The organism is Nocardioides sp. S5-5, assembly GCF_054954065.1.
Genome location: NZ_CP199913.1, coordinates 1,843,809 through 1,870,797, shown reverse-complemented (window position 1 = coordinate 1,870,797; position 26,989 = coordinate 1,843,809). Strand labels below are relative to the sequence as shown.

At 72.4% G+C, this 26,989-nt stretch carries 27 protein-coding genes and 2 tRNA genes; 7 read left to right on the top strand and 22 right to left on the bottom strand.

Annotated elements, in window-relative coordinates; all coding sequences use genetic code 11:
• The first annotated feature begins 1 nt into the window (after position 1).
• The gene (locus ACUP6Y_RS08855; RefSeq protein WP_462555464.1) at positions 2-754 is read left to right on the top strand and encodes a PIG-L deacetylase family protein; all 753 of its coding nucleotides are present in this window, start codon (positions 2-4) and stop codon (positions 752-754) included.
• Between the two features lie 7 nt (positions 755-761).
• Here the strand turns inward: ACUP6Y_RS08855 and ACUP6Y_RS08850 are convergent.
• From ACUP6Y_RS08850 to ACUP6Y_RS08810, 9 genes are all read right to left on the bottom strand, one after another.
• Positions 762-835, bottom strand: a tRNA-Ile gene (locus ACUP6Y_RS08850).
• A gap of 7 nt (positions 836-842) precedes the next feature.
• Positions 843-1,844: a phosphotransferase gene (locus tag ACUP6Y_RS08845; RefSeq protein WP_462555462.1), complete on the bottom strand. Its 1,002-nt coding sequence runs from the start codon at positions 1,842-1,844 to the stop codon at positions 843-845.
• A 52-nt stretch (positions 1,845-1,896) separates the two neighbouring features.
• Complete coding sequence (locus tag ACUP6Y_RS08840) at positions 1,897-3,609, bottom strand: HlyD family efflux transporter periplasmic adaptor subunit (protein ID WP_462555461.1); 1,713 nt, start codon at positions 3,607-3,609, stop codon at positions 1,897-1,899.
• Positions 3,597-4,409: a DUF5666 domain-containing protein gene (locus tag ACUP6Y_RS08835; protein WP_462555459.1), complete on the bottom strand. Its 813-nt coding sequence runs from the start codon at positions 4,407-4,409 to the stop codon at positions 3,597-3,599. Before ACUP6Y_RS08835 ends, ACUP6Y_RS08840 begins: the two co-directional genes overlap by 13 nt.
• Positions 4,410-4,441: 32 nt before the next feature.
• Positions 4,442-5,668: an ABC transporter permease gene (locus tag ACUP6Y_RS08830; protein WP_462555457.1), complete on the bottom strand. Its 1,227-nt coding sequence runs from the start codon at positions 5,666-5,668 to the stop codon at positions 4,442-4,444.
• The gene (locus tag ACUP6Y_RS08825) at positions 5,665-6,354 is read right to left on the bottom strand and encodes an ABC transporter ATP-binding protein (RefSeq protein WP_462556671.1); all 690 of its coding nucleotides are present in this window, start codon (positions 6,352-6,354) and stop codon (positions 5,665-5,667) included. The genes ACUP6Y_RS08830 and ACUP6Y_RS08825 overlap by 4 nt, the downstream gene beginning before the upstream one ends.
• 5 nt (positions 6,355-6,359) lie before the next feature.
• Positions 6,360-7,601, bottom strand: a complete 1,242-nt coding sequence (locus ACUP6Y_RS08820) for an efflux RND transporter periplasmic adaptor subunit (RefSeq protein WP_462555456.1) — start codon at positions 7,599-7,601, stop codon at positions 6,360-6,362.
• Positions 7,602-7,631: 30 nt separating this feature from the next.
• Positions 7,632-9,008 (bottom strand): sensor histidine kinase, encoded by a 1,377-nt coding sequence (locus ACUP6Y_RS08815; protein ID WP_462555454.1) that lies wholly within the window; start codon positions 9,006-9,008, stop codon positions 7,632-7,634.
• Positions 9,008-9,724: a response regulator transcription factor gene (locus tag ACUP6Y_RS08810; RefSeq protein ID WP_462555452.1), complete on the bottom strand. Its 717-nt coding sequence runs from the start codon at positions 9,722-9,724 to the stop codon at positions 9,008-9,010. Before ACUP6Y_RS08810 ends, ACUP6Y_RS08815 begins: the two co-directional genes overlap by 1 nt.
• 115 nt (positions 9,725-9,839) lie before the next feature.
• On the opposite strand from ACUP6Y_RS08810, the gene ACUP6Y_RS08805 reads away from it, so the two are divergent.
• Positions 9,840-10,259, top strand: a complete 420-nt coding sequence (locus ACUP6Y_RS08805) for a hypothetical protein (RefSeq protein ID WP_462555451.1) — start codon at positions 9,840-9,842, stop codon at positions 10,257-10,259.
• 61 nt (positions 10,260-10,320) lie between these two features.
• On the opposite strand, the gene ACUP6Y_RS08800 is transcribed toward ACUP6Y_RS08805, so the two are convergent.
• The 4 genes from ACUP6Y_RS08800 to dnaG all read right to left on the bottom strand — a co-directional run bounded on the left by ACUP6Y_RS08800 (position 10,321) and on the right by dnaG (position 13,600).
• Complete coding sequence (locus tag ACUP6Y_RS08800) at positions 10,321-10,893, bottom strand: Ig-like domain-containing protein (RefSeq protein ID WP_462555449.1); 573 nt, start codon at positions 10,891-10,893, stop codon at positions 10,321-10,323.
• 146 nt (positions 10,894-11,039) lie between these two features.
• Positions 11,040-11,115: transfer RNA gene (locus ACUP6Y_RS08795), tRNA-Asn, on the bottom strand.
• A gap of 78 nt (positions 11,116-11,193) precedes the next feature.
• Entirely contained in the window at positions 11,194-11,715 is a 522-nt protein-coding gene (locus ACUP6Y_RS08790) for a hypothetical protein (RefSeq protein ID WP_462555448.1), read from the bottom strand.
• Positions 11,705-13,600, bottom strand: a complete 1,896-nt coding sequence (gene dnaG / locus ACUP6Y_RS08785) for a DNA primase (protein WP_462555446.1) — start codon at positions 13,598-13,600, stop codon at positions 11,705-11,707. Before dnaG ends, ACUP6Y_RS08790 begins: the two co-directional genes overlap by 11 nt.
• Positions 13,601-13,767: 167 nt before the next feature.
• Here dnaG and ACUP6Y_RS08780 point away from each other — a divergent pair, with 167 nt between their 5' ends.
• Positions 13,768-14,568, top strand: coding sequence for a L,D-transpeptidase (locus tag ACUP6Y_RS08780; RefSeq protein WP_462555445.1), 801 nt, complete (start codon positions 13,768-13,770; stop codon positions 14,566-14,568).
• A gap of 53 nt (positions 14,569-14,621) precedes the next feature.
• A complete protein-coding gene (locus tag ACUP6Y_RS08775; protein ID WP_462555443.1) occupies positions 14,622-15,572 on the top strand; it encodes a hypothetical protein in 951 nt (316 codons plus the stop codon).
• A gap of 70 nt (positions 15,573-15,642) precedes the next feature.
• Here the strand turns inward: ACUP6Y_RS08775 and ACUP6Y_RS08770 are convergent, their stop codons facing one another.
• The 8 genes from ACUP6Y_RS08770 to ACUP6Y_RS08735 all read right to left on the bottom strand — a co-directional run bounded on the left by ACUP6Y_RS08770 (position 15,643) and on the right by ACUP6Y_RS08735 (position 22,977).
• A complete protein-coding gene (locus ACUP6Y_RS08770) occupies positions 15,643-16,206 on the bottom strand; it encodes a dihydrofolate reductase family protein (protein WP_462555441.1) in 564 nt (187 codons plus the stop codon).
• Positions 16,207-16,229: 23 nt separating this feature from the next.
• Positions 16,230-17,453 (bottom strand): deoxyguanosinetriphosphate triphosphohydrolase, encoded by a 1,224-nt coding sequence (locus ACUP6Y_RS08765; protein WP_462555439.1) that lies wholly within the window; start codon positions 17,451-17,453, stop codon positions 16,230-16,232.
• 41 nt (positions 17,454-17,494) lie between these two features.
• The gene (locus ACUP6Y_RS08760; protein ID WP_462555437.1) at positions 17,495-17,926 is read right to left on the bottom strand and encodes a hypothetical protein; all 432 of its coding nucleotides are present in this window, start codon (positions 17,924-17,926) and stop codon (positions 17,495-17,497) included.
• A 254-nt stretch (positions 17,927-18,180) separates the two neighbouring features.
• Complete coding sequence (locus ACUP6Y_RS08755; protein ID WP_462555435.1) at positions 18,181-19,035, bottom strand: hypothetical protein; 855 nt, start codon at positions 19,033-19,035, stop codon at positions 18,181-18,183.
• A 130-nt stretch (positions 19,036-19,165) separates the two neighbouring features.
• On the bottom strand, positions 19,166-20,335 hold the full coding sequence (gene dusB, locus ACUP6Y_RS08750) for a tRNA dihydrouridine synthase DusB (protein WP_462555433.1): 1,170 nt from the start codon (positions 20,333-20,335) through the stop codon (positions 19,166-19,168).
• Positions 20,332-21,012, bottom strand: coding sequence for a hypothetical protein (locus ACUP6Y_RS08745; RefSeq protein ID WP_462555432.1), 681 nt, complete (start codon positions 21,010-21,012; stop codon positions 20,332-20,334). The genes dusB and ACUP6Y_RS08745 overlap by 4 nt, the downstream gene beginning before the upstream one ends.
• Positions 21,013-21,191: 179 nt before the next feature.
• On the bottom strand, positions 21,192-22,589 hold the full coding sequence (locus tag ACUP6Y_RS08740; RefSeq protein ID WP_462555431.1) for a glycine--tRNA ligase: 1,398 nt from the start codon (positions 22,587-22,589) through the stop codon (positions 21,192-21,194).
• Positions 22,590-22,662: 73 nt separating this feature from the next.
• Positions 22,663-22,977, bottom strand: coding sequence for an antibiotic biosynthesis monooxygenase family protein (locus ACUP6Y_RS08735; protein ID WP_462555430.1), 315 nt, complete (start codon positions 22,975-22,977; stop codon positions 22,663-22,665).
• A gap of 62 nt (positions 22,978-23,039) precedes the next feature.
• Between ACUP6Y_RS08735 and ACUP6Y_RS08730 the strand changes: the two genes are divergently transcribed.
• From ACUP6Y_RS08730 to ACUP6Y_RS08720, 3 genes are read left to right on the top strand one after another with little or no spacing between them, the layout of a single operon-like run.
• Positions 23,040-23,999 (top strand): metal ABC transporter substrate-binding protein, encoded by a 960-nt coding sequence (locus ACUP6Y_RS08730; protein ID WP_462555429.1) that lies wholly within the window; start codon positions 23,040-23,042, stop codon positions 23,997-23,999.
• Positions 23,996-24,799: a metal ABC transporter ATP-binding protein gene (locus tag ACUP6Y_RS08725; protein ID WP_462555428.1), complete on the top strand. Its 804-nt coding sequence runs from the start codon at positions 23,996-23,998 to the stop codon at positions 24,797-24,799. Before ACUP6Y_RS08730 ends, ACUP6Y_RS08725 begins: the two co-directional genes overlap by 4 nt.
• Positions 24,796-25,803, top strand: a complete 1,008-nt coding sequence (locus ACUP6Y_RS08720) for a metal ABC transporter permease (RefSeq protein ID WP_462555427.1) — start codon at positions 24,796-24,798, stop codon at positions 25,801-25,803. Before ACUP6Y_RS08725 ends, ACUP6Y_RS08720 begins: the two co-directional genes overlap by 4 nt.
• Positions 25,804-25,956: 153 nt before the next feature.
• Here ACUP6Y_RS08720 and ACUP6Y_RS08715 read toward each other — a convergent pair whose 3' ends face one another.
• On the bottom strand, positions 25,957-26,898 hold the full coding sequence (locus ACUP6Y_RS08715) for a type IV toxin-antitoxin system AbiEi family antitoxin domain-containing protein (protein WP_462555426.1): 942 nt from the start codon (positions 26,896-26,898) through the stop codon (positions 25,957-25,959).
• Positions 26,899-26,989: the final 91 nt, after the last annotated feature.

Below are 26,989 nucleotides of genomic sequence, written 5' to 3'. Positions count from 1 at the left end.
CATGGCCGAGACACCGTCCCCGCTGGAGTCGCTGAACGAGACCTGGGAGCGGGCGCTGTGCGTCGTCGCTCATCCCGACGACATGGAGTTCGGCGCCGCGGCCGCGGTGGCGCGCTGGACCGGGCAGGGCAAGCAGGTCGTCTACTGCATGGTGACCAGCGGCGAGGCCGGCATCGACGGCCTCGACCCGGACGCCTGCCGTGAGGTGCGGGAGGCCGAGCAGGTCGCGTCCGCGCAGGTGGTGGGCGTCGACGTCGTCGACTTCCTGCGCCAGCCCGACGGCGTCCTCGAGTACGGCGTCGCGCTGCGCGCGGTGATCGCCGCGGAGGTCCGCCGACACCGGCCCGACATCGTGATCACCGGGAACTTCCGCGACACCTGGGGTGGGCGCAACCTCAACCAGGCCGACCACATCGCAGTCGGGCGGGCCGTGGTGGACGCCGTACGGGACGCAGGGAACCGGTGGGTCTTCGCCGACCAGCTCGGCGGTCCCGACGCGCTGGAGCCGTGGGGCGGCGTACGCGAGGTGTGGGCGTTCGGCTCTCCCGAGGCGACCCACGCGGTCGACACAACCGCCACCTTCGACGCCGGCGTGGAGTCGCTGAAGGCGCATGCGGCGTACATCGACGGGCTGGGGTGGGAGCACTGGGACCCGCGCGAGTTCCTCGAGGGGATGTCGCGGGCGACCGGCTCGCGGCTGGGGGTGACCTTCGCCGCGCCGTTCGAGGTGTTCCCGATGGGCTGGGGCGAGTGACGCGGAGTAGGCCGGGTGGGGCTCGAACCCACGACCCAAGGATTATGAGTCCTCTGCTCTGACCGACTGAGCTACCGGCCCGCGCGGCTCACCCTAGTGCGGCCCGCCCACCGAGCGTCGGCGGGTCGAGCAGCGAGGCCAGGCGCACGGCGGGCGCGGAGCCGAACTCGGCCCGCTCATCGTGGGTCATGGTGGCGACACAGCGGCGCCAGGACTCCACGCGGGCGAGGCGACCGAGCTGGAGCGCGGCGGGGAGGGCGGCGCGCAGGTCGGTGGGACTGGCGAGATCGGACCACACCTCGAGGGCGGCATCGGCGATCCGCCACAGCAGCGGGTCGTCGGCGGGGAGGTCGAGGGACTCGCGGGCCATGGTGAGGGGGACGTACAGACCGGCGAGCGGGTCGCCGATGAGGGCGTCGCCGAAGTCGAAGAAGCGCAGGCCGCCGTCGGGGGCCAGGACGACGTTCTCGGCGTGCAGGTCGTTGTGGAGCAGGGTGAGCGGCAGGCCGAGGTCCTCGACCCGGTCCGACCAGCGCTCCACCTGCGGGAGCAGGGCCTCGAGCAGCACCGCGACCTCGGGAGCCAGGCGGCGGGGGTCGGCGGGGGGCAGGGCGACGAGGCGGCCGACCGCGTCGGCGACGTACGTCGTGGCGTCGGCGGGTGGGAGCACGGTGAGGTGGAGGTCGTCGACCTCGCCGACGGACCGGCGCTGCAGGTCGGCGGCGGCAGCGACGATCCGCGCCCAGGTCGCGGGGTCGGCCGCTCCCCCGCGGGCGTGGACGGTCGGGCCCAGGTCGGCGGTGAGCAGCAGGTCACGGACCGGATCGGCGGCGAGGACCGGCACCACCCGGTCGGGGGCGACCTTCGCGAGCCGGGCCATCAGCCGGGCCTCGTGGGCCTGGCCGGGACAGTTCTGCTTGGCGTACGACGTGCGCCTGCCCGCCCTGACCCGCCACAGCGCCGACCAGGGGCGCAGCGCGACGACGTCGACCCGGTCGACGACGCCGAGGGCGTCGGCCAGGAAGGCGCGAAGGTGAGCGGCGAAGTCGTCGGTCGCCCACACGGCGCTCGTCCAGGTCGTGGTGGTCACGCCACCAGCGTCACCCTGCGGGGGTGCCCGGCGCCACCGGTTTCCGGTGTCCTCACCGCATCATGATCATGCCGCCGCTCGGCGGGCCACCGGTGCCGCCGCCGAAGCCCCCGCCGAGCCCACCGCCGAAGCCGCGCTGGTTCTGCGTGTCACCGCTGGGCAGGTCGGCGTCGAGGTCCGCGAGCACGACCTCGGTACCCGCCTCGATCCCGTCGACGATCTCGATCTGCGTGCTGCCGACGATCCCGGTCGTGACCCGGACCTGCTGCGCCCTGCCGTCGACCAGGGTGGTGACGGTGCCGTCGCTGACCGCCGAGGCGGGCACGGTCACGGCGTCCTCCACGCTGCCGACCACCACCTCGACCGCCGCGGGCAGGCCCTCGGGCAGGCCGAGGTCGTGCTGGTCGAGGGTGACGTCGACGGCGTACGTCGCATCGGTGCCGGAGTCCGTGCTCGTCGGGACGTTCGAGACCCGGCTGATCGTGCCGGTCAGCGGCTCGGTCGCGCCGGAGGGCGTGGCCTCGACGGGGGTGCCGCTCTGCAGCTGGGCCGCCTGGGTCCCGGAGACCTCCAGGGACACCGTCGTCACCCCGGGGGCGACGACGACCGCGACCGTGTCGCCGGCCGACACGTCGTCGCCCTGCGCCACGGACAGCGAGGTGACGGTGCCGGCCGCGGGAGCGCGGACGACGGCGGCCCTCAGGTCGGCCCGGGCGGAGGCCAGCTCGGACCTCGCCTTGTCGATCGAGGCCTGGTCGCCGGCCAGGGTCGCCGCTGTGACGGTGCGTGTCGCGCTGCCGGTCATGCCGTCCGAGGACCCGCTGCCCGGGGGGCTGCTGCCCGGGGAGGTGGCGGGGGCGCTCGTGCCCGAGGCAGCGGCGGCGGCGGCGGTGCTGTCGGTGTCATCCGAGCCGCTCGAGCCGCTGGCGAGGTCGCCCAGCGCGGCGGTGAGCGTCGTGGTGAGCGTCGAGATCGCGTCCTGGAGCGCTTGCTGCGCGTCCGCGGTGGCGGCCTGGGCGGACTGGACGACGGCGAGCGCCTTCGCGCAGGCGTCGTCGAGCCCGCCGGAGCCGGTCGAGCCGCCGTCCGGGTCGTCCGTCGGCTCGCCGCCGGTCTCGTCGGTCGGATCGGCCGAGGACGTCGGCGCCGGGGTCGCCGGGGTCGCCGGCGCTCGGCATGCCTCCTCCTGGGTGGCGAGGGCGGCGGTCGACCTCTCCAGCGCGCTGCTGGCCGCCGACTGCGCGCCGGTCACCGCGTCCTGCTGGGCCGAGAGCGCGGTGAGGTCGGGAGCGGTCGGGCTCGGGCTGCTCCCCGTCGTGCCCTTGGTCGGCGACCCGCCCGACGACTTCTCGCCCGACGAGGTGCTCGTGCTGGCGGTCGAGACCGAGGCGGTCTGGGCGTCCTCGTCGTCGGCGAGCTGGGCCCTCGCACTGGCCAGGTCGGACTTCGCCTGGTCCAGGGCCGCCTGCAGCGAGGCACGGTCGAGGACCGCGAGCACCTGGCCCTGCGCGACCTCGTCGCCGACGGCGACGGGTACCCGCGCGACCTCGCCGGAGGTGCCGAACGCGAGGTCGGAGCGGCCGCTCGCGCCGATCACGCCGGACAGGTCGAGGGTCTGCTCGACGTCGCCGGTCGCGGCCGCGACCGTGCGGTACGAGACGGCGCCGTCGCCGGTGGCGCCGTACGCCGCGAAGCCGGTACCCGCCAGCGCCAGCACCGCCAGCGGTACGACGACCCGGCGCGGCGCCCTCCTCAGCGCCCGCACTGGTCGTTCACCGCGTCGCTGACCTGGATCGCTGTCGCGGTGAGCGCACCGGCGTCGTCCGCGTCGCCCTCGACCCGCACGCAGCGGCCCTTGGTCAGGGCCGAGGAGTCGGAGGCGACCTGGTGGGTGTAGGTCGTGGTGCCGTCGACGGTGACCGTGACGTCGCCGTTCATGCCCTCGACGACGAAGCCGCTGTCGCTGACCGAGGTCACCTTGCCGACGGTGCCGAAGCCGCCGGGGCGACCGCCGGGCATCCCGGAGCCGTCGGTCGGGACGTCCGACGGCAGGTCCGTCGGCATTCCGCTCGGCCGCTCGCCGTTGCCGCCGCCCGGGCCGCCGCCGAAGCCGCCGGCGCAGGTGCCGTCGGCGCCCGCGGCGGTCACGGACACCGAGGCCGCGGTGACCTCGGTGGGCGCGGCGTCGGTGCTGGCGGTGGCGCCGCTGTCCGCCGTACGGACGACGACGCAGACGCCGGTGGTGACGTCGGCGAGCGTGCCGGCGGCCTGGTCGGTCACGGTCGTGCTGTCGGTGACGGTGACCGCGGTCTGGCCGGAGCTCTGCCCCTGGCCGCGGACCTGCAGCACGTCGCCGTTGACGGCGGCGATCAGTCCGGAGGTGCCGGGCATCCCGCCGCCGGGACCGCCGCCCTGGCCCTGGGCGTTCTGGGAGCCCGACGTGTCGGAGGCGGCGGCCGGCGAGTCGTCGCCGCCACAGCCGGTCAGCACGGCGGCGAGGGCTGTTCCGGCGGCGACGACGGCGAGCGGGCGTGCGGTACGCCGGATGAGGGTCGTGCTGGTCATGGATGCTCCTGGATGGGTGGTGCGGGGACGGGTCATTCGCTGCGCAGCGCGTCGATGGGAGTCAGCCGGGCGGCCCGGCTCGCCGGGTACACACCGAAGCCGACGCCCATCGCGAGCGACGTGGCGAGGGCGGCCGCGGTCGCGAACAGCGACACGGAGACGGCCTGGTCGATGAAGTGCGGCAGGATCTGGGCGCCGACGATGCCGATCACGACACCGACGACGCCGCCGGTCAGGCCGAGCAGGGATGCCTCGACGAGGAACTGCCGCCGGATGATCCGGGGTGCCGCGCCCAGCGCCTTGCGCAGGCCGATCTCGCGGATCCGCTCGGTGACGGACACGAGCATGATGTTCATGACGCCGATGCCGCCGACGAGCAGCGAGATGCCGGCGACGCCGGCGAGCAGCACGGTGAACGTCCGATTGGTGGAGTTCGCCGTCTCGACCAGCGAGTCCTGCGTGGCGATCGAGAAGTCGGCGTCCGCGGTGCTCACGCCGTGCCGGGTGGCGAGCAGCGCCTGGACCTCCTGGTACGCCGCCGCCAGCGTGGACTCGCTGTCGGCCTCGACGTAGATGGTCGACACCGAGCGAGAGGTGCTGCCGGTCAGCCGGCTCGCCGTCCCGACGGGCACGACGGCCACGTCGTCCTCGCTCGCCCCCGAGGAGGACGCCCCGGAGGACGAGAGCACGCCGACGACCGTCACCCGGGTGCCGTTGACGCTCACCTGCTGGCCGACCGGGCTCTGCCGGCCGAACAGCTCCGAGGCGGTGTCGGCGCCGATCACGGCGACCGCCGCACCCTCGGCGGCCTCGGCGGCGGTGAAGAACCGGCCGGCGCTCAGCTCGCGGCTGCGCACGCCGAGCCAGGCGGTCGTGGTGCCGGCGAGCGAGGTGGTCCAGTTGGTGTCGCCGTTGACGAGGGACACCGAGCCGGTGGACACCGGTGCGACCGCCGCCACGTCGGGTACGGCGTCCGCGTCGGCGAGCGCGGTGGCGTCGGCGATGGTCAGCGTCGAGGCCGAGCCGAAGCCGCCGCGCACGCCGGAGCTGCTGGTGGTGCTGCCCGGCGAGACGATGAGCAGGTGGGAGCCGAGGGCGTCGATCTGGTCCTTGACCTCCTTCTGCGCACCCTGCCCCAGGCCGACGGTCAAGATCACCGAGGAGATGCCGATGACGATGCCGAGCACGGTGAGCGACGAGCGCAGCCGGTGCGACCTGATCGCCGCCAGTCCGGACCGGACCGTCTCCCACCAACTCATGCCGGAACCCGCGAGGTGAGCCGGTCGACGGTGATCAGGCCGTCGTCGATGACCAGGTTGCGCCCCGCGCGCGCGGCGACGTCCTGCTCGTGGGTGATCAGCACGATGGTCCGGCCGGCCTCGTGCAGCTCGTCGAACAGGCCCAGCACGTCGCGCGTCGACGTCGAGTCGAGGTTCCCGGTCGGCTCGTCGGCCAGGAGCAGCGCCGGCTCGGTCACCAGGGCGCGCGCCACGGCGACCCGCTGCTGCTGGCCGCCCGAGAGCTCGCCGGGGCGGTTGTCGATCCGGTCGGCGAGACCGACCCTGGCCAGGGCCTCGATCGCCCGATCCCTGCGCTCGGGACGCGGCACACCGGCGTACACCAGGGACAGCTCGACGTTGCGCCACGCCGACATCGACGGCAGCAGGTGGAACTGCTGGAAGACGAAGCCGATCCGGCGGTTGCGGATCACCGCGAGGGCGGCCTCGTCGAGCTCGGCGGTGTCCTCGCCGGCGAGGACGTAGTGGCCCTCGGTCGGCACGTCGAGGCAGCCGAGCAGGTTCATCAGCGTCGACTTGCCGGAGCCGGACGGACCGATCACGGCGACGTACTCACCCTCGTCGATGGTGGCGTCGATGCCGCGCAGCGCCTCGAACTCCACGCTGCCGGACGTGTAGGTCTTGCGGACGCCGGAGATCTCGATCAGGGCGCTCACCGCGCACCACCGCCCGGGAACCCGCCGGTGCCGCCGCCCGGGAGGACACCGCCGGGGAAGCCGCCGTTCTGCTGCATCTGCTCGCGGAGCTGCTGCATCTGCTGGTCGCCGCCGCTGCCGCCGGGTCCCGCGAAGCCGGCGACCTCGACGACATCGCCCTCGCTGAGGCCGGACGTGATCTCGGTGGCCATGCCCGAGGTCTCGCCGACCTCCACCTCGGTGCGCTCCGTGGTGCTGCCGGCGACCTTCTCGACGTACGTCGAGTCGCCGTCGGTCCGGATCGCGCGACTGTCGACGGTGAGCACGTCGGTGCGCTGGCTCACGACGATGGCGACGTCGGCCGACGTACCGCCGAAGAGGTCATCGCGCTGGTCGGTCACCTGGATCGTGACGGGGAAGACCGCGGCGCCGCTGGAGTCGGTCTCGGCGACCAGGCCGACCTGCTGGACCGTGCCGTAGACGGTCTCGTCGACGCCGCTGACCGCGATCTCCGCCTGCAGCCCGACGCTCACCTTCTCGATGTCGGCGCTGGCGACGGTCGCGTTCACGACGAACCTGCCGGTCGAGACGACGGTGATGGTGCCGGTGGTGTCCGAGCCGCTGCCGGAGCCGGTCGAGCCGGTCATCGAACCGGAGCCGCTGCCGGTCGTGTCGCCGACCTCGAGTCCGACGTCGGTCACGGTGCCCCTGGTGGTCGAGCGCAGCACGGCGTCGTCGACGGCCTCCCGGGCCTCGGCGAGCTTGGACTCGGCGGCGAGCACGGCGGCCCTGTCAGCGGCGAGCTGCACCTCGGAGGCATCGTCGTCGATGTCCTCGGAGCGCGCGGTCCGCGCGGCGGTGAGCGAGCTCTCCGCGGCATCGAGCTCGGCCTGGAGGACGTCGTCGTCGATCGCCGCGAGCCGCTGGCCCTTCTTCACCTTCTCGCCCGGCTCGACGTAGACCGCGGTGACCGTCCCGCTCACGTCGAACGACAGCTCGGCGGTCGTCGCGGCGGCGATCGTGCCGCTCGCCGTGACCGTCTGCTTGAGGGTCTGGGTCTGCACCGTCGCCGTCGTCGACGTCGCGGCCGCGGGCTCATCCCCCCGGAACAGCAGCCAGCCGCCGGCGACGGCACAGAGGACGACCAGGGCGGCCAGGGAGAGGACCAGACGACGGCGTCCGCGCCAGGGAGGGCGCACCCGTCGGAGCATCGAAGCGATCACGGGGACGACGATGCCGAGGCGGACTGTGCCGACCATCGGGTCGATCTGTGAGCAGCCTGTGAGTGCTCAGCGCAGACGCACCCTGATCCGGGTGTCCCCGGGGACGCTGTGCAGCGCGACCGTCCCGCCGTGCGCGGTGACGATCGCCTGGACGAGCGCCAGGCCCAGTCCGACGCCGTCGGAGCGGTGCCGGGCCGCGTCGCCGCGGGTGAACCGCTCGAAGGCCGAGTCGACCAGGTCCGGCGGGAAGCCGGGGCCGTCGTCGTGGACGTCGAACCCGTCGCCGCGGACCGTCACGGTGACGGTGGTGCCGGCCGGCGTGTACTTGCGGGCGTTGGTCAGCAGGTTGGTGACGACCTGGTGCAGCCGGTGCTCGTCGCCGACGGTCTCGACCGGCTCGCCGTCGACGGGCAGCACGATCCGCCACCGGTGGTCGGCGTCGACCACGCGCGCGTCGTCGACCGCCTCGAGCAGCAGCCGGGTCAGGTCGACGGGCTCGGCGGCGAGCGGACGGCCCGCGTCGATGCGGGCCAGCAGGAGCAGGTCCTCGACGAGGGCCGTCATCCGGGCGGCCTCCTCCTCGACCTTCGCCAGCGCGACCGCCGAGGTGTCGGCGTCGCCGCGCCGCCGGGCCAGCTCGGTGTAGCCGGCGATCGTGGTCAGCGGGGTCCGCAGCTCGTGGGAGGCATCGGCCACGAACTGGCGGACCTGCTGCTCGCTGCGGTGGCGCGCCGAGAGGGAGGACTCGACGTGCTCGAGGAGCTGGTTGAGCGCCAGGCCCACCTGGCCGGCCTCGGTCCGCGGGTCGGTCAGCCGCCCGGGCACCCGCTCGGTCACGCCGATGTCGCCCTCGGCCAGCGGCAGCTCGGCGACCGCGTGGGCGGTGGCGGCGACCTCGGTGAGGGGACGCAGCTGGCGCCGTACGACGGCGGTGCCGGCGAGCGCGGCGGCGACGATCCCGAGGAGGGCCAGGACGACCTCGAGGCGGACCAGCGAGGCGGTCGCCTCGTCGACGTCGTCGGTGGGCAGTCCGACGACGACGGTGATGCCCGACCGCTCGTCCCGCCCCCGCATGACGCGGTACGTGCCCAAGCCGGGCAGCTCCACCGTGGTCGGGTCGCTGCCGACATCTGCCAGCACCGAGAGCACGGCGGAATCCAGGGCCTCGGGTTGGATCACGTTGCTGCGCACCCGAACGACCTCACCCTCCCGGGCGCTGTCGGTGAACGTGGCCTGCAGGGTGCCCGGCGAGCCGAACAGAGCCACGCGGCCGCCCGGGCCGGGGCGCAGGCTCTCGGCCACGTCGGAGTCGAGCCGGTTGGTCAGCCACGCGTGCATGCCGAGGGTGGTGACCGTGCCGACGAGCAGCGACACCACCGCAACCAGGGCCACCGCAGTGATGACGAGCCGTGCGGTGAGCGAGTGCGGCCAGAGCCGGTCCATCAGCCGGCCGGCTTGAGCACGTAGCCGGCGCCGCGCATGGTGTGGATCATCGGCTCGCGACCGGCGTCGATCTTCTTGCGGAGATAGGAGATGTAGAGCTCGACGACATTGGCCTGGCCGCCGAAGTCGTAGTTCCAGACCCGATCGAGGATCTGGGCCTTGCTGAGCACCCGGCGCGGATTGCGCATCAGGTAGCGCAGCAGCTCGAACTCGGTCGCCGTCAGCGAGATCTCCTCGCCGGCGCGGGTGACCTCGCGGCTGTCCTCGTCGACGACCAGGTCTCCGACCACGAGGGTGGAGCGGCTCTGCTCGACGGCGGTCCCGGCACGGCGCACCAGCGCCCGGAGCCGGGCGACCAGCTCCTCGAGGGAGAACGGCTTGGTGACGTAGTCGTCGCCGCCGGCGGTGAGGCCGGCGACCCGGTCCTCGACGGCGTCGCGGGCGGTGAGGAAGAGCACCGGGACGCTCGGGTCGTCGGCGCGGATCCGGCGCAGCACCTCCATCCCGTCGTGGTCGGGCAGCATCATGTCGAGGACGACGACGTCCGGGCCGTGGCTGCGCACCGCCGTGACGGCGGCGGTGCCGGTGTGGGCGGTCTCGACCACCCAGCCCTCGTAGCGCAGCGCCATCGCCACGAGCTCGGCGATGTTGACCTCGTCGTCGACGACGAGAGCGCGCAGCGGGGTGCCGTCGGGGCGGGTCGCGGTCTGGGTCATGACAGCAGACTGTGCCACCAGCCTGTGTGGATCCTGTGGATCCCTTGTGCGGATCCTGCGGCTCTTCACGGCCCGATCACAGGGTCAGCACAGGGACCGGGGCGAGCGTGGAGCCATGAGCCAGCACGACGACCCGACCCCCGACCCGACCCCCGACCCGAAGCCGCAGCCGCCCACCGATCCGGTCGACGTACCTCCTGCGCCGGTGGCGCCGGCTCCCCCGGCGCCGGTGCTCAAGACCCGCTGGCGCGACCGGGCGTTCAACCTGCGCGCGATGATCGCGGTCGGCCTGGCCGGCCTCGTCCTCGGGGCGGGTGCCGGTGCCGGCACCGCGCTGGTCGCCGGCCACGACGACGGCCCCGACGTCCGCCACCAGCGGATGGGCGGGCCCGGCCAGGGCGGTTTCCCCGGCTGGGGCGGGCGCAACGGCCAGAACGGCCCGCCGAACGGCGGCCAGGTGCCGCCCGGGACGTCGCAGCAGGAGGGAGGCGACACGCCCCAGGACGGCTCCTCCGCGGGCAGGTCGGGCAGCTGAGACGCACCCGGGCCGACGACGTCACGACGTCGTCGGCCCGGGCGGTTGGCGGCGACGGAACCTAGCGGCGCCGCACCTTGAGCCTGACCGTCGTCGCCGAGCCCTCCGCGGAGGCGCTCCCGGCGTAGGTCACGCCCACCTTGTGCTTGCCGGCCTTGGCCTTGGGCAGCTTGACGATCACCTTGCCGTCGGTCCCCACCGTGGCAGTGGCGACCTGCTTGCCGTCGACCGTCACGACGACGGCTCCGGACACGTCGGCTCCCGCGGCGGCGACCTTGACCTTGATCTTGGCCCGCTTGCCGACCTTGACCTTCTTGGCCTTCTTCACCTTGGCGGTGATGCTCGAGGCGATCTTGCCGACCACCAGGGTGGCGGGTGCCGAGACGCTGGGCTGGAAGCCGGCGTCGCCGCCGTACTCCGCGGTCAGCGAGTGGGAGCCGGCCGAGGCGAAGGCCTTCAGCGCGATCGTGGCGACACCGTCGTCGTCGATCTCGCCGCTGCCGACCACGACGTCAACATCGCGGACGGTGACCACGCCGGACGGCGTCTCCTGGTCGCCCGGGCCGGTCGCGGTGACCGTGACCTGGGCGGTGACGCCGGTGGCACCGACGGCCACGAATGTGAGGGGTCTCACAAAAAGTGTGTGCTCACACAATCGGGCGGCGCCTGGTTCGTCAACCGGGTCTTCCGAAATCACGCCTACATCTGGACGTTTGGCACGGAATCACGCTCCAGACATGACAAAAGCCCCGCCGGGCGGACCCGGCGGGGCTTTTGCGTTGGCTCCCCCGATTGGACTCGAACCAATAACCCTGCGATTAACAGTCGCATGCTCTGCCAGTTGAGCTACGGGGGAAGGCTGCTCCCCACCCAGGGGGTGGAAGCGGGGAAACACTAGCAAGGACGCGGCCCACGCCCGAAATCGAGGTGGGGATCAGGGGGTGACGTCGGCCCGGGCCGCGGCGAGGGCCTCCTGAACCACGGCGTCGACCCGGGGATCGGCGGGGTCCAGACCGTCGTCGTACTCGACGAACCAGGAGAGCTCGCCGCGGGTCCCCGGCGCCCGCCGGGCCAAGATCCGCACCTGGCGGCGACCCGCGACGGGGACGTGACGCTGGACGGCGATGCTGGCGGTGACCCGCTCGCGGACCAGCTCGAGCAGTCGGCCGGCGTCGTCGAGGCGCAGCAGGTGGACCGGGCTGGGCTCGCCGAAGCGAGCGACCTCGACGACCCGCAGGGCCGCCTCGTCCTGGTCCCAGTCGGCGCTGGCGACCTGCTCCCACGGCACTCGGTGGGGCAGGTAGAGGGCGTCACGGGTGCCGCCCACGAGCCGGGGACCGTCGCCGGTCCCCCGGACGTCGGCCCAGGCGAGCAGCCGCTCCCCCGCGCCGACGGGGAACGGGGGGCGGCGCGAGGGCAGCGGCGCCCACCTCATGTCCACGGCCTCACGGAGCACCGACGATCTTCTCGCGCAGCGTGCGCCGATGCTGCTCCAGCGCGGCGAGCTCACCGAACATCTTGTTGTAGTCGGTGGGGTTGTCGAGCGGGTTGGTGCGCTGCAGGCGCGACTTCACCTCGTCGATGCGGCGCAGCACGGTGAGCTCCTGCAGGCGGAACAGATGGGTGGCGATGTAGCCGGCGTCGATGTCGCGGTTGGCCGGGATCGGCTCGACCGCCAGCGCGCTGATCACCGACGACACGGCCGGCTCCCTCGCCGCGGCGCGCACGTGCGAGACCCAGCCGGCGTCGTTCTGACCGGCCACCGCGCCCCCGGCGGACGTGATCGCCTCCCAGACGCCGCGGTAGGTGGGATGGACGAAGTCGTTGAGGCCGATGTCGGCGCTGGTGCGGCCGATCGCGACCGGATGCTGGAGGACGAGCTTGAGCGTCTCGCGCTCGATGCCGAACCGCGGATCCCGCAGGTCGGGGATCCGAGTCGCGCCCGCCGAGTGCTCCGGGGGGCGCTCATCGGCACGAGCGGTCCCCATCCCGCGCTCGCCCCGGGAGCTCTTCGCCGCGGCGCGTCTCACGGCGGCCAGCACCTGGTTGGTGTCGATGTCGGCGCCGATCAGCCGCGAGATCTCCTGGGCGAACGCCGTGACCTTGGACTGGTCGCGTACCGAGGCGACCAGCGCGGCGGCATCGCGGACGGCGTCGATGCGGCCGTCGGCACGGTCGAGGTCGTGGCGCTTGACGACGTTCTCGAGGACGAAGCGATACAGCGGACGCCGGCTCGCGATCAGCTCGCGGACGGCGTCGTCGCCCCGTCTGATCCGCAGGTCACAGGGGTCCATGCCGTCGGGGGCGACCGCGACGTAGGTCTGGGACACGAAGCGCTGGTCGCCCTCGAAGGTGCGCAGGGCGGCCTTCTGCCCGGCCTCGTCGCCGTCGAAGGTGAACACGACCTCGCTGCGCAGCTCGGCGTGGTCGTCGAGGAAGCGCCGCAGCACCCGGGCGTGGTCGTCGCCGAAGGCGGTGCCGCAGGTGGCGACCGCGGTCTCGACGCCGGCGAGGTGACAGGCCATCACGTCGGTGTAGCCCTCGACCACGACCGCCTTGGAGGTCAGCGCGATCGGCTTGCGGGCCAGGTCGATGCCGTAGAGCACCTGGCTCTTCTTGTAGATCGGCGTCTCGGAGGTGTTGAGGTACTTCGCCTCGATCCGGTCGTCGTCGAAGAGCCGGCGCGCCCCGAAGCCGATGGTGTCGCCGTTGGTCTCCCGGATCGGCCACAGCAGCCGGCCCCGGAACTTGTCGTAGAGCGATCGACCCATCGCCACCAGCCCGGCGGCGACCGCCTCCTCGCGGGTGAACTTCCGCCCGCTCAGGTGGCGCCACAGCGCCTCACCGTCACGCGGCGCGAAGCCGACACCGAAGGTCAGCGCGGCGTTCTGGTCGAAGCCCCTCTCGGCGAGGAACTGCCGCGCCACCAGCGCCTCGGGCGTGCCGAGCTGCTCGGCGTAGAACTCCTGGGCGACGGCATGCGCCTCGACCAGCCGGCGGCGCTGCGGGCCCTTGGGGCGCTCGTCGTCGCCGGACTCGTCGCGACGCAGGTGGACGCCGTACTTGTCGGCCATCCGCTCGACGGCCTCGCCGAAGCTGAGGCCGTCGATCTTCATCAGGAAGGTGAAGACGTCGCCGCCCTCCTGGCAGCCGAAGCAGTGGAAGAACCCGCGGCTCGGCGTCACGTGGAAGGACGGGGACTTCTCGTCGTGGAAGGGGCACAGCCCCTTCATCGAGCCGCCGCCGGCGTTGCGGAGCGTGACGTACGACGACACGACGTCGTCGATCTTGGCCCGCTCACGGACCGCGGCGATGTCCTCGTCACGAATCCGGCCGACCATGCGGCGATCCTACTGAGCGCTCCTCGCACCGGGACCGGCAGCCGACGTCGCTGTGGACAGTGGCCCGTTCCCGCCGGCCGGCGTGACCTTCGTCGCCTTGCGTCGTTGCTCGACCGGGAGGACCGCACGAGGGGGTCTGCGGATGAGCGTTCGGGGAGGGACCGGGCATGGACGAGTCGCGCCGCCGTACCCGTTGGCCGGTGACGCTCGTCGTGCTGCTCTTCGCGCTCTCGACCCTGGTCATGGTCCTCAAGGACGGCGGGGACGAGCCGACTCCGGCCGCGGCGGCGACGGCGCCGATCGACCTGGACATCGAGAAGCTCCCCGTGAGCACCACGCACACGACGATCGAGGCGGCGCCGCGGGACACGCGGCCCACGAAGGTGCCCAAGGGCACCGTCGTGCATCCGAAACGGGCGACGGCGCTGTACGACGAGCCGGACGGCACGCCCTTCGGCAAGGTGAGGCCGACCGAGTTCGGCGACGTGTGGCTGCCGGTGATCGCTCGCAACCGCGACTGGGTGCAGGTGCTGCTGCCGTCGAAGCCGAACGGCTCGACCGGGTGGATCCGGGCTTCCGAGCTGGCCGAGGCCCACAGCCGCTTCCTGGTCAAGGTCCATCTCGGCGACCGCGAGCTGGAGCTCTACGAGAACGAGGCCCTGGTCGGCACCTGGACCGTCGCGATCGGCGCCACCGGCACCCCGACGCCCGTCGGCCGGACCTTCGTGCTCGGGCAGATCATCGACGACAAGCAGCCGTTCTCGCCGGTGATCATGCCGCTGGGCAGCCACAGCGAGACGCTCGACTCGTACGGCGGTGGGCCCGGCACGGTGGCGCTGCACGGCTGGACCGACCCGTCGGTCTTCGGCAAGGCGGTCAGCCACGGCTGCGTGCGGGTGCCCGATGACGCCCTCGACCTGCTGCGCGCCGTCCCGATCGGCACCCCGGTCATGGTCGACGCGGCCTGACCCCCACGAACTGCTCCACCTCGGGGACAAGTGATGAAGATGAAGGGAACACCATGAAGAACAAGCGGCACCTGGCTCCGTTGGCCGGCGCGCTCCTCCTGGCGGCGGGAGCGGCGACGTCCGCGGCCCTTCTCACGGGCGGTACGGCGACCGCGGCGGGCACCCCGTCGTCCGCCTTCGGCCTCGAGCTGTCCATCGCGGGCAACGGCGTGATCCCGCGGACCCCCGCGGTCAGCTCCACCGACGGCTCGCTCAAGACCGACTCCCTCATCGGGCTTCCCGACAACCCGGTCGCCAGCGGCGGCATCGTCAACACGTCCGCGCAGAACGGCGCGGCCAGCGCGAGCGTCACCGACCTCGCGGTCGGCGACGGCCTGCTGAAGACCATCGACCCGCAGGGCACGCTCACCACCCAGCTCAACTCGGCCTGCACCCAGCTCACGACGGCCCTCGCGGGCATCACCGGGCCGGTCGGCGACGCACTGGACACGATCCTTCCGCAGCTCCAGGGGGCGCTCGACACGATCGCCGACAGCACCAAGGGCACGCCCCTCAACCTGAGCGCGCTCGGCGCGCTCGACGTCACCAAGCTGACCGACCCCGACCAGCTCACCGCCCTGTGCGACGTGCTCGGGGGCAACCTCAAGGTCGTGGGCGCGGGCGCCGTCGAGGCCCGATGCACCGGCAACACCGGCACCACCACGATCGCGGACCTGAGGGCCCTGGGCCTGCCGGTCAACGTGGACACCAAGAAGGCCAACCAGTCGGTCAAGGTCTTCGACATCGCCGGCGTCCCGCCGGTCGTGGAGCTGATCGTGAACCGGCAGACGGCGAACGCCGACGGCACCTTCACCGTTGACGCGCTGTACGTCAACATCCTCGACCAGATCAAGCTCACCGTCGCCTCGGCGACCTGCGGCAACGTGACCAGCGACCAGGCGCCCGTCCCCGGCGACGCGCCGTCGCCGAAGCCGGTCAAGAAGCACATCCCGGTCACCGGCTGACCCCGGTCGACCGGATCGGCCCGTCGCGCGTCAGCGCGACGGGCCGTTCTGCTTCCCGCGCGACCCGCGACTACCGGACGACCCGGTAGTGCAGGAAGACGACGCCGGACTCGAAGGCGCGCGCCTCGACCAGCTCGACGTCGACCCGCCGCTCGTCGCGGAGGAAGTACGGCGTACCGCCGCCGACCACGACCGGGTAGACCCGGATCCGGTACTCGTCGACCAGGCCCGCGGCCATCGCCTGGGCCGCGAGGTCCGCGCCGCCGATGGCGATGTCGCCCTCCCCCGGCTCGGACCGCAGCCGCTCGATCTCCTCGACCAGACCGCCCGCCAGCAGGCGCGCGTTGCCCTCCACCTCGGTGAGCGTCGTGGAGAACACGACCTTCGGGATGCTCCGCCACCGCCGGGCGAACTCGCCGGTCGAGAAGCCGAGCCCGGGGACCTCGTCCTCGTGCTCCCACACCAGCATCGCCTCGTAGAGCCGCCGGCCCAGCAGGTGCATCCCGACAGCGCCCACCTCGTCGGTGCTGAACCGGAACACCTCCTCGCTCGGCGCGGTCCAGGCGAACTCGCCGTCCGGGCCGATGACGAAGCCGTCGACCGAGACACCCATCGAGTAGGTGACCTTGCGCATCGGGGTCTCCCCGTTCTCTCGGCTCAGCCCAGCAGACGGTCGTGCCAGGCTACGGCGCTGGCGTCGGTGAGTGAAGCGACCTGGTCGATGACGACCCGGGTCCGGGCGGCGTCGTCGGCGGCGACCTGCCAGTCGGCGGCGTACATCTCGTCGAGGGCGTCCGGACCCCGGTCGAGCAGCACCTCCACCAGCGCCGCGAGCAGCTCGCGCTGCCGGACCTGCAGCGCGACCCGGTCGGCGGCCTCCATGACGTAGTGGGCCGCGATCCCCTTGAGCACGGTGATCTCGGCCCAGGTCTCGGCCGGGATCACGAGGTCGCCGGCGTAGCGCACGAACGGACCCTCGGCCGCGGCGAAGGTAGCCTGCTGCACGGCACCGCAGAACCGGCCGATCAGGTCGCTGGTGAGGTTCTTGAGCGCGGCGAGGCCGGCCCGCCCCCCGTCGTAGGCCGCCCGAGGCCAGCTCCCCACGGCCCGCAGCCGGCCGAGGACGTCGTCGAGCTCCGCGTCGGTCGCGTCGGGGAGGTACCAGACCCGGACGGTGTCCCACACCGCCGCCGGATCCAGGCGGGTCAGGTCGACCTTGCCGGCGACGGTGCCGTCCTCGACGTCGTGGACGGAGTAGGCGACGTCGTCGGCGAGGTCCATCACCTGCGCCTCGAGGCAGCGGCCGCCGGCCGGCGCCCCCGCACGGAGCCACTCGAAGGCGGAGCGGTCGTCGTCGTACACCCCGAACTTGCCGGCGTGCTCGACCGCTCGCTCCCGGCCCCAGGGGTACTTGGTGCAGGCGTCGAGCGTGGCCCGGGTCAGGTTGAGGCCGGCTCCCGGGGTCTTGGCCTCGAGCCGGGTCAGCAGCCGCAGCGTCTGGGCGTTGCCCTCGAACCCGCCGCACGACGACGCCAGCTCGGCCAGCGCGCGCTCGCCGTTGTGGCCGAACGGCGGGTGACCGAGGTCGTGGGCAAGCGCGGCCGTCTCGGTGATGTCGGGGTGGGTGCCGAGCGCGCGCGAGAGGTCCCGGGCGATCTGGGCGACCTCCAGGCTGTGGGTGAGCCGGTTGCGCACGAAGTCGTGGCTCTGGGGACCGACCACCTGGGTCTTGGCCGCCAGCCGTCGGAAGGACGCCGCATGGACCACCCGCGCCCGGTCGCGCTCGAACGGCAGCCGCTCCGGCGCCTCCACCCGCTTCGGCGGCTCGGGCACGATCCGCTCGCGCGCATGCGCGTCGTAGCGCTGCTCGACCTGGTCCACCACGCGACCCTATCGGGGACGGCCGCCCCGCCAGCCCGGGTTCAGAGGTCGAAGGCACGAGCCGGCAGCGCGTCGAGCGGGAGCGGGCACACCTCGCGCCCGGCGGCCAGGTGGACCACCTCGCAGACCACCCCGGCCACGCGGGTGGCCGCATGGAGCGAGGTGGCCCAGGCCAGGTCGCGCTCGCCGACGGACGGCGGGCCCGGCCGGGCGATGAGGAAGGCGACCCGCCAGCCCTCGTCGTCACCGACCACCCCGCGCAGCCACCCGGCCAGCCGCTGCTGGAGCTCCTCGTCCAGTGGTCCGTCGAGGTCGGTGAAGGTCACCGCCCGCCGCGTCGTGCGGCCGTCGCAGAACACCAGCAGGCAGGTCGTGCCGGGCGAGGGCCCCTCACGGCGGCGCACCCACGACCGCCAGGTCAGGTCGAGGTCGCGTTGGCTGTGGATGCGTGGTCGGGAGGCGCGTCGGATCATGCGGGCAGCATGCCTCGGGGATGCGATACGGGCGAGTGGCTATCCACAGGGGCCGGCTCCGGGCCCCAGGCTCCGGCGCAGGTTTCCCAAGGGATGCAGGAGAACCGCCGCTTCCCAGTTCAAATTTGAACTGGGAAGCGTCGACAGCGCTGCATCCCTTGGGAAACCTGCACCCGAGACACCCCGAGACGAAACCCCCAAGGAGGCGTCCGTCCCGACACGGCGGGGCCGCCGTGTACTCGCGGTCAGGTGCGTCAGTAGACCGACACGTGGACGTGGTCGAAGTGGTTGGCGGTGGCCGAGCCCCGGTTCGGCATGCCGCGCCAGCCCTCGCCGGAGCGCTCGACCGACCAGATCCTCTGCGAGTAGATGACGTAGGAGACGCCGAGGGCGGCGTAGTTGGCGCGAACGAACTCGGCGATCTTCCAGCCCTCGGGCCCGGAGATCATGATGTCGACGGCCCGGCCGCGCGGGTGGTCGCCGCCACCGCCGCGAAGGGTGCCGTAGACGCTGACGTCGGGGAAGTTGGCGCAGACGGCCTCGTGGACCTTCTTGATGCTCTCGCTGACACTGGCCGGGACGGTGGTGCCGTTGGTGCAGGCGCCGCCGAGGGTGGCGGGCTTCTCGTCGGTGAAGTGGCCGGTGGTGACCCAGCGGGACTTGCCGTCGAGGACGATCTCGGTGCGCTCGCCGTACGTGCGGCCGGTGAGCAGGACCTTCTCACCCTCCTCGACCTCGCCGACCTGCTTGGCCTTCTTGTCCGGGCGGTTCCACAGGTTGAGGTCCGCGTCGGTCCAGGTCCGCTTCTTCGCGTCGGCGATGGCCTGGGTGGTCGCGGCGTCGGAGAGCAGGGCGTCGAGCTCGGTGCCGATGGCGTCGGCCGAGCGGTCCGTGCTGCGGGAGAGCAGCGGGAGCCGGGTGCCGGTGTCGCCGACGGAGCCGGCGGCAGCCTTCGAGCGGTCGACCGCCACCAGGTCCGAGCCGGGGGTCGCGGAGTTGAGGACGCCTCCGGTGACGACCGCAGTGGTCGCCAAGGCGGCGAGCGAGCCGGCCAGAAGCGCGGCTCGGGGCGTACGTCGCGCGGTTTCCCGCTTGTGGCTGGTGGCCACGCGCTGATTCCTTTGCTGTCGCTTACAGATGCATCCCGAGGACCCTGACCTTCGCCAGAGCATCGTGCGAGTAGAGCACACCGATCAAGCCTTCAACCAATCAGTGAGACCGCTCAGCGGGTGAGCCGGGTCACCCGCCGGTGGTCTCGTCGACGTCCTCGAGGACGCCGGACCCACCGTCGCCGAGCCCGTCGGTGTCGTCCAGCCAGCCCTCCGGGAGCACGACCCGGGTCCGCGGGGCGCCCTGCCGGCCGCGGGGAGCGCCCAGCTCGGAGGCCGGGAACGGCTCGGCCGGGTCGAGCTCGGCGAGCAGCCGGTCGAGGACGGCCAGCGAGTCGACCAGGCCCAGCGAGCGCCGCAGCTCGCCGCCGGCGCGGAAGCCCTTGAGGTACCAGGTGACGTGCTTGCGGAACTCCTTGCAGCCCCGCTCCTCCCCCATGTGCTCGCACAGCAGCTCGGCGTGCCGGCGCATCATGGCGGCCACCTCGCCCAGGGTCGGCAGCGTCGTCGCGGCGTCTCGTGACGGTTGCTGCGCAACCGCCTCGACGGCCGGGGCGAACGCGGCGGCCAGATCGCGGAACAGCCAGGGTCGGCCCAGGCAGCCGCGGCCGACGACGACGCCGGCGGCCCCGGTCTGCTCGACCATCCGCAGCGCGTCGGCGGCCTCCCAGATGTCGCCGTTGCCGAGCACCGGGATGTCGACGCTCGCGACCAGATCGGCGATCGCCTCCCAGTCGGCCTGACCGGAGTAGGCCTGCGCGACGGTGCGCCCGTGCAGCGCGATCGCGGCGACGCCGGTCTCCTGCGCGATCCGGCCCGCGTCCAGGTAGGTCAGGTGGTCGTCGTCGAGGCCCTTGCGGGTCTTCATCGTCACCGGCACGTCGTACGGCGCCGCGGCGGCCACCGCCTCCTCGAGGATCGCGCCCAGCAGGTTGCGCTTCCACGGCAGCGCGCCACCGCCGCCCTTGCGGGTGACCTTGGGGACCGGGCAGCCGAAGTTGAGGTCGACGTGGGCGACGCCGTACTCCTCGCACAGGATTGTGGTCGCCTGGCCGACGTACGTCGGGTCGGTGCCGTAGAGCTGCACCGAGCGGACCGTCTCGGCGTCGTCGAAGACGAGCATCCGCTTCGTCGTCTCGTCGCCCTCGACCAGGCCACGGCTGGTGATCATCTCGCAGACGTAGAGCCCGGCGCCGTGCTCGGCACACAGCCGACGGTAGGCCGCATTGGTGATGCCGGCCATCGGGGCGAGCACCACCGGCGTGGGCACCTCCAGCGAGCCCAGACGCAGGCCGCTCACGACGCCATCTCGTCCTTCTCGGCCGACGTGTCGGCCTTCTTGCCGGGCTTCTTGACGGGCTTCTTGACCTTGCTCAGCTCGCCGCTCCAGGTGACCGCGTCCAGGCCGCCGAAGGGCGGGAAGGAGACGTTCTCGAGCGTGTGGGTCGGGGCGATGAAGTAGACCTGGCACAGCTCGGCGGTGGCGTCGGCAGCGAACGGCGTCGGCAGCGGGTCGCCGGAGCAGACCGGGAGCTGCTCGGCGGTGTAGTAGTTCGGCGCCTCGAGGTTGGTGCCGTCGTCGGCCCACAGCACGTTGTCGAGCCGCATCCCGCCGAGGTCGACGTCACCGGCGTTGGTGACCTTCACCCGGACGAAGTACGGCGTCCGCGCCGCCGTCGCCGCGTCGACGTTCCAGCCCGGGAAGGACTTCTCGAAGGAGGTCCGCTCGATCCGCTCGACGGTCACGGCGAGCACCCCGACCTCGTCCTGGCGGCGCTGGAAGGCGACCACGCCCTCCTCGCCGAGCCCGAGCTGGGCGCCCGGCTCGGTGAGGGTGACGCCCGCGGGCACCGGCAGGTAGTCGGCCGGCGCACTGGCGGTCGCCGTCGGGCGCGGCTCGGCCTTCTCGGTCTTCTTGCTGTCGTCCGATCCGCAGCCCGAGAGGCCGGCGCCCACCACGAGGGCGAGCGCCGACACGGCGACGGACCGGACGCAACGGGACGACCCGGCAGCACGCCGCCCGCTGCGCGGCGTCTCGCATCCGACCTGGCTGCGTTCGCGTCGCCCAGAGTGCGATCCGGCACGCTGTCGCTCCGCGGCCTTGCCAGATCGGCGCGAGACGCCGCTCGCGACGGCGTCGTACTGCCGGGTCGTCCCTAGCACCCGACGAGCCGCTCGGCGAAGTACGACGTGAGCTTGCTCAGCGAGACCCGCTCCTGGGACATGGTGTCGCGGTCGCGGACGGTGACGGCCTGGTCCTCGAGGGTGTCGAAGTCGACGGTGACGCAGTACGGCGTGCCGATCTCGTCCTGACGCCGGTAGCGCTTGCCGATCGCGCCGGCGTCGTCGAAGTCGACGTTCCACAGGGCACGCAGCTCGGTGGCGACCGCCTTGGCCTTGGGCGTGAGGTCCTCGTTGCGGCTCAGCGGCAGCACCGCGGCCTTGACCGGGGCCAGCCGCGGGTCGAGGCGCAGCACGGTCCGCTTGTCGACGCCGCCCTTGGTGTTGGGGGCCTCGTCCTCGGCGTACGCGTCGACGAGGAAGGTCATCAGGCTGCGCGAGAGGCCCGCTGCCGGCTCGATGACGTACGGCACGTAGCGGGTGTTGGACGCCTGGTCGAAGTACGACAGGTCCTTGCCGGAGTGCTCGGCGTGGGTCGACAGGTCGAAGTCGGTGCGGTTGGCGATGCCCTCGAGCTCACCCCACTCGGAGCCGGCGAAGTTGAAGCGGTACTCGATGTCGACGGTGCGCTTGGAGTAGTGGGAGAGCTTCTCCTTGGCGTGCTCGTAGTGGCGCAGGTTGTCGGCGTCGATGCCGAGGTCGGTGTACCACCTGGTCCGGGTGTCGATCCAGTACTGGTGCCACTCCTCGTCCTCGCCCGGCTTGACGAAGAACTCCATCTCCATCTGCTCGAACTCGCGGGTGCGGAAGATGAAGTTGCCCGGCGTGATCTCGTTGCGGAAGCTCTTGCCGATCTGCGCGATGCCGAACGGGGGCTTCATCCGCTGCGAGGTCACCACGTTGGCGAAGTTGAGGAAGATGCCCTGCGCGGTCTCCGGGCGCAGGTAGTGCAGGCCCGACTCGTCCTCGATCACGCCGAGGTAGGTCTTGAGCAGGCCGGAGAACTGGCGCGGCTCGGTCCAGGCGCCGCGGCTGCCGCAGTTGGGGCAGGCGATGTCGGACATCGGGACGGTGTCGGGGTCCTCGATCCCCTTCTTCTCGGCGTACGACTCCTGCAGGTGGTCGGCACGGAACCGCTTGTGGCACGACTGGCACTCGGTCAGCGGGTCGGTGAAGGTCGCGACGTGCCCCGACGCCTCCCAGGTCTGCCGCGGCAGGATCACGCTGGAGTCGAGGCCGACGACGTCGTCGCGGCTCTGCACCATCGAGCGCCACCACTGGCGCTTGATGTTCTCCTTGAGCTCCACGCCCAGCGGGCCGTAGTCCCAGGCCGAGCGGGTGCCGCCGTAGATCTCGCCACAGGGGTAGACGAAGCCTCGGCGCTTCGCGAGGGAGACGACCTGGTCGACGGTGGACGGGGGCGGCTTGGCCACGGTGATTTCCTTGTGTGGGACGAGCCCGGCTGGCTGTCGGGCGGGTGTGTGAGGGTCGCGCGGAGCGAAGCCCCTAGGTTACGCGAGGCTCCACCACATTGAGCACTCCGCCGGGCTCCACCACCTCGTACGCGCCGGGCTCGTCGATCGCCCGGCTGAGCACCGGCACGCCGTGCAGCTTGAGGTCGTACGTCGACAGGGCGCGACGGTACGCGCCGACGTGGGCCCAGCGCGTGGTCAGCGTCCACAGGTCCGGCTCGTCGAGGTTGCGGCCGAGCCAGCCGTCGACGTACCCGGCCTGGGCGGCCAGCAGCGCGTGGACGCGCTCGAGGTCGGCCCGGAGACCGGCCGGGTCCTCCCCTGCGCGGAAGCGGTTCACGACGAGCACGACCGCACTCTACGCAGGGCGCCGACTTGACCGGACCGACGAGTTTGTTGAGAATGATTCTCATGCGCTTGTTCTCCGGTCTCGTCACGCTGTCCGCCCTCTCCCTCGCCGCCCCGCTCCTCGCGGGCTGCTCGGCGTTCAGCGACGACACCGGAAGCGACGGCGAGGTGACCGTGGCGGCGGCCTTCTACCCACTGGCGTACGTCGCCGAGCGGGTCGCCGACGGCACCGGCGCCCGGGTGGAGTTGCTCACCCGGCCCGGCACCGAGCCGCACGACCTCGAGCTGACCATCAAGGAGACGGCCGACCTCGCCGACGCGGACCTGGTCGTCTACGAGTCGGGCTTCCAGCCGGCCGTCGACGACGCGGTCGAGCAGAACGCGACCGGCGCGACGCTGGACGCCACGAAGGTGGTCGACCCGGTGCCGTTCGAGGAGCACGCCGACGAGCACGCCGATCACGAGGAGCACGCCGAGGAGGGCTCGGAGGAGGAGCACGACCACGGCGACCTCGACCCGCACTTCTGGCAGGACCCGCTGCGGGTCGCCGACCTGGCCGAGGCCCTCGCCGACGCCCTCGCCGACGTCGACGCGGACCACGCCGAGGACTACCGCGCCAACGCGAAGGCGCTGCGCCAGGACCTGACCAAGCTCGACGAGTCCTACACCGCTGGTCTGGCCGACTGTGAGCGTGACACCATCGTGGTGTCCCACGACGCGTTCGGCTACCTGGAGAAGTACGGCCTGCACGTCGCCTCGATCGTGGGCCTGTCCCCCGACGCCGAGCCGACCGGCGCGGTCCTCGGGGAGCTGCAGGAGCTCATCAAGACGGAAGGCATCACCACGGTGTTCAGCGAGCCGCTCAAGCCGGCACTCGGCGAGAGCTTCGCCCACGACCTCGGCCTGACCAACGGGGTGCTCGACCCGGTGGAGGGCCTCACCGACGCCACCGCCGACGAGGACTACCTCTCACTCATGCAGGCCAACCTGGCCACGCTCCGCTCCGCCAACGGCTGTCGATGAGCGCCACGCCCGCGGTCGAGGTCCGCAACGCGAGCGTCGCCCTGGGCGGGCGGCCGGTGCTGCGCGGCATCGACGTGGCCGTCGTACCGGGTGACTTCGTGGCGCTGATGGGCGCCAACGGCTCGGGCAAGTCCACCCTGGTGCGGGCGATGGTGGGACTCCGAGCGCTCATCGACGGCGAGGTGCGGCTGTTCGGCACGCCGCTCGACGCGTACGACGCGTGGAGCCGGATCGGGTACGTCCCCCAGCGCGCCACCGCCGGCTCGGGCGTCCCGGCCTCCGTGTGGGAGGTGGTCGCCGCCGGCCGGCTCACCCGGCGCCGGCTGCTGCGGCCGCTGTCGAAGGCGGACCGCGCGGCCATCGACGACGCGCTGGAGGTCGTCGGGCTCGCCGACCGCCGCCGCGACGCCGTGACCAACCTGTCCGGCGGTCAGCAGCAGCGGGTGCTCATCGCCCGGGCGCTGGCCGGCGAGCCGGAGCTGTTCTTCCTCGACGAGCCCACCGCCGGCGTCGACCTGCCCAACCAGCAGGTGCTCGCCGACACCCTCGGCCGGCTCAAGGAGCGCGGCGCGACCATCGTGCTCGTCGCCCACGAGCTCGGGCCGCTGGCGCCGCTCGTCGACCGGGCCGTCGTCCTGCGCGACGGACGGGTGGCCTACGACGGCGCCCCGCTGCGCGACCACGAGGTGCATCAGCCCTGGTTCGCCGAGCCGCACACGCACCACCACCATCACGACCCCGTCCCCCACCCGTCGACGCCCCTGGGGACCGAGTCGCACCTGCCGGGAGATCGCCTGTGAACGCCGTCGAGCTGTTCAGCCAGCCGTTCATGCAGCGCGCCCTCATCGCCGCGCTGCTCACCGGCCTGGCCGCGCCGGCGATCGGCACCTTCCTCGTCCAGCGCCGACTCGCGCTGATGGGCGACGGGATCGGCCACGTCGCCGTCACCGGCGTCGCCCTCGGCCTGGCGACGGGCGCGTCGCCGCTGTGGACGGCGGTCCTGGTCGCCGTGCTCGGGGCGGTGCTGATCGAGGTGATCCGCGAGCGCGGCCAGATCAACGGCGACGTCGCCCTGGCGCTGCTGTTCTACGGCGGTCTCGCCGGCGGCATCTTCATCAGCGGCCTCGCCGGGCAGAGCGCGGCCGCACTGAACCGCTACCTCTTCGGCTCGCTGACCACCATCTCGCCCGGCGACGTCCTGGTCACGCTGGTGCTCGCCGTCGCCGTCGTCGGCCTCTGCCTCGGCCTGGCCCCCCAGCTGTTCGCCGTCGCCCAGGACCAGGAGTTCGCCCGGGTCGCCGGGCTGCGGGTGCGTGTCTACAACGTGCTCGTCGCCGTGCTCGCCGCGGTGTCCGTCACCGTCGCGATGCGCACCGTCGGCCTGCTGCTCGTCTCCGCGCTGATGGTCGTCCCCGTCGCCACGGCCCAGCAGCTGACCCGGTCCTTCCGCACCACCATCGGCGCGGCCATGGTGCTCGGCACCCTCGCCTCCGTCGGCGGCCTCGTCGCAGCCACCTTCGCGTCGTACCAGGTCAATGTCGCGCCCGGGCCGACGATCGTGCTGCTCGCTCTCGCCTGCTACACCGTCGCCTGGCCGATCGGCATCTGGCAGCGGCACCGGGCCCGGCTGCGCGAGCCGTTCGCCTCCGGCCAGGCCGCCCCCTCACACGAGGCGTGCGGCGAGCACCCGCATGCCCACGGCCCCGGTTGCGGACACCTCGCGGTTCCTCACGACGACCACGTCGACTACGTCCACGACGGGCACCGGCACGCGGTCCACGGCGGGCACTACGACGAGCATTAGCCACCTGGCGCAAGCGGGGTCCAGCGGGTGCAGGTTTCTCAAGGTATGCAGGAGAACCGCCGCTTCCCCGTTCGTATTTGAACTGGGAAGCGGCGACATCGCTGCATCCCTTGAGAAACCTGCAGCCGACGCCGGCCCGGCGCCGTTCACCCATCAGGCAACGCGGCCGACGAGCCGGTCGAACCGAGCACGGATGTTGCCGGGGCGATCGTAGTCTCGCCAGATCAACCGGAACGCCTTCGCGCCGGTCGCCTCGCGGATCTGGTCCTCACGAACCTTCTCCCCGAACACGACCTCACCCGGCTGCTGCCCGGGACGCAGGAGCCGCCCGTACTTGAACTCGCCGTCGAACTCGCCGAAGGTGTCGAAGCGGTCCCACCACCAGTCCGTGGTACCGACGAGGTCACCCTGGGCGTCATGCACCGCGCGCTGCCGGTCGGGCGCGGGGATCCCGACGGTGAAGAACGTCCAGATGCCGCGGGACTCGCCGACGGATCCCGACCTGGGATCGGCCATCCGGACCGGAACGTGAAGGTGCTGCATGAACGGCCAGTACCGCAGCAGCGAGAAGGACGCGGCGACGTCCTCCGGTGAGTACGCCGCCGCCCGCAGTCCCGACTCGATCAGGCAGAAGGCGACCTCGCTGGTGACACGCGACCCCGCCTCGAGAACGCAACGAGCAGCCGTCAAGACCCGCTGCCCCTCGACCGTCTCCAGATCGCTGTCGCAGACAAGGCCCTCGTGATGGATGACATCGCCCTCGATCCGTCCCGGCCCGCCGTCGAGTCTGGTGACGTGTACACGGTCCAGGTCCAGGCCCCACACGTCGATCCCGTGCCGGACCGCGCCCGACACATGGCTCAGGGCGACGTTGTCTCCCAGTGAGCGAAGGACCGCGTTGCATCGCACCCGATGGCGACCGACCGGGTCCAGCGCCGCCCACTCACCGGCGAACGCGTAGCAACCGTGCCGGAAGCGCACCCAGCCGCCTCGTCGCACCTCTGCTGCGATCTGACGTTCGGAGCAACCGCTGGAGAGCGCCTCTTGACGGGTGAAGAAGCCCGACTGTGCGGTGATGACGCGAAGCGGATCCATGACACCACGGTGGCGACGTACCTGACCGTCTCGGAACCGATCGTCGCGACGCTGTGGACGGTGGTCGGACAGGCAGCCCCTGTGGACGATC

Bases quoted from the DNA above. Each gene is read 5' to 3' on its own strand.
- ACUP6Y_RS08770 (WP_462555441.1), bottom strand. From the start codon at position 16,206: ATGCGCAAGGTCACCTACTCGATGGGTGTCTCGGTCGACGGCTTCGTC.
- ACUP6Y_RS08725 (WP_462555428.1), top strand. From the start codon at position 23,996: ATGAGCGCCACGCCCGCGGTCGAGGTCCGCAACGCGAGCGTCGCCCTG.
- ACUP6Y_RS08855 (WP_462555464.1), top strand. From the start codon at position 2: ATGGCCGAGACACCGTCCCCGCTGGAGTCGCTGAACGAGACCTGGGAG.
- ACUP6Y_RS08835 (WP_462555459.1), bottom strand. From the start codon at position 4,409: ATGACCAGCACGACCCTCATCCGGCGTACCGCACGCCCGCTCGCCGTC.
- ACUP6Y_RS08775 (WP_462555443.1), top strand. From the start codon at position 14,622: ATGAAGAACAAGCGGCACCTGGCTCCGTTGGCCGGCGCGCTCCTCCTG.
- dnaG (WP_462555446.1), bottom strand. From the start codon at position 13,600: ATGGTCGGCCGGATTCGTGACGAGGACATCGCCGCGGTCCGTGAGCGG.
- ACUP6Y_RS08830 (WP_462555457.1), bottom strand. From the start codon at position 5,668: ATGAGTTGGTGGGAGACGGTCCGGTCCGGACTGGCGGCGATCAGGTCG.
- ACUP6Y_RS08760 (WP_462555437.1), bottom strand. From the start codon at position 17,926: ATGATCCGACGCGCCTCCCGACCACGCATCCACAGCCAACGCGACCTC.
- ACUP6Y_RS08805 (WP_462555451.1), top strand. From the start codon at position 9,840: ATGAGCCAGCACGACGACCCGACCCCCGACCCGACCCCCGACCCGAAG.
- ACUP6Y_RS08815 (WP_462555454.1), bottom strand. From the start codon at position 9,008: ATGGACCGGCTCTGGCCGCACTCGCTCACCGCACGGCTCGTCATCACT.
- ACUP6Y_RS08715 (WP_462555426.1), bottom strand. From the start codon at position 26,898: ATGGATCCGCTTCGCGTCATCACCGCACAGTCGGGCTTCTTCACCCGT.
- ACUP6Y_RS08810 (WP_462555452.1), bottom strand. From the start codon at position 9,724: ATGACCCAGACCGCGACCCGCCCCGACGGCACCCCGCTGCGCGCTCTC.
- ACUP6Y_RS08730 (WP_462555429.1), top strand. From the start codon at position 23,040: ATGCGCTTGTTCTCCGGTCTCGTCACGCTGTCCGCCCTCTCCCTCGCC.
- ACUP6Y_RS08820 (WP_462555456.1), bottom strand. From the start codon at position 7,601: ATGGTCGGCACAGTCCGCCTCGGCATCGTCGTCCCCGTGATCGCTTCG.
- ACUP6Y_RS08780 (WP_462555445.1), top strand. From the start codon at position 13,768: ATGGACGAGTCGCGCCGCCGTACCCGTTGGCCGGTGACGCTCGTCGTG.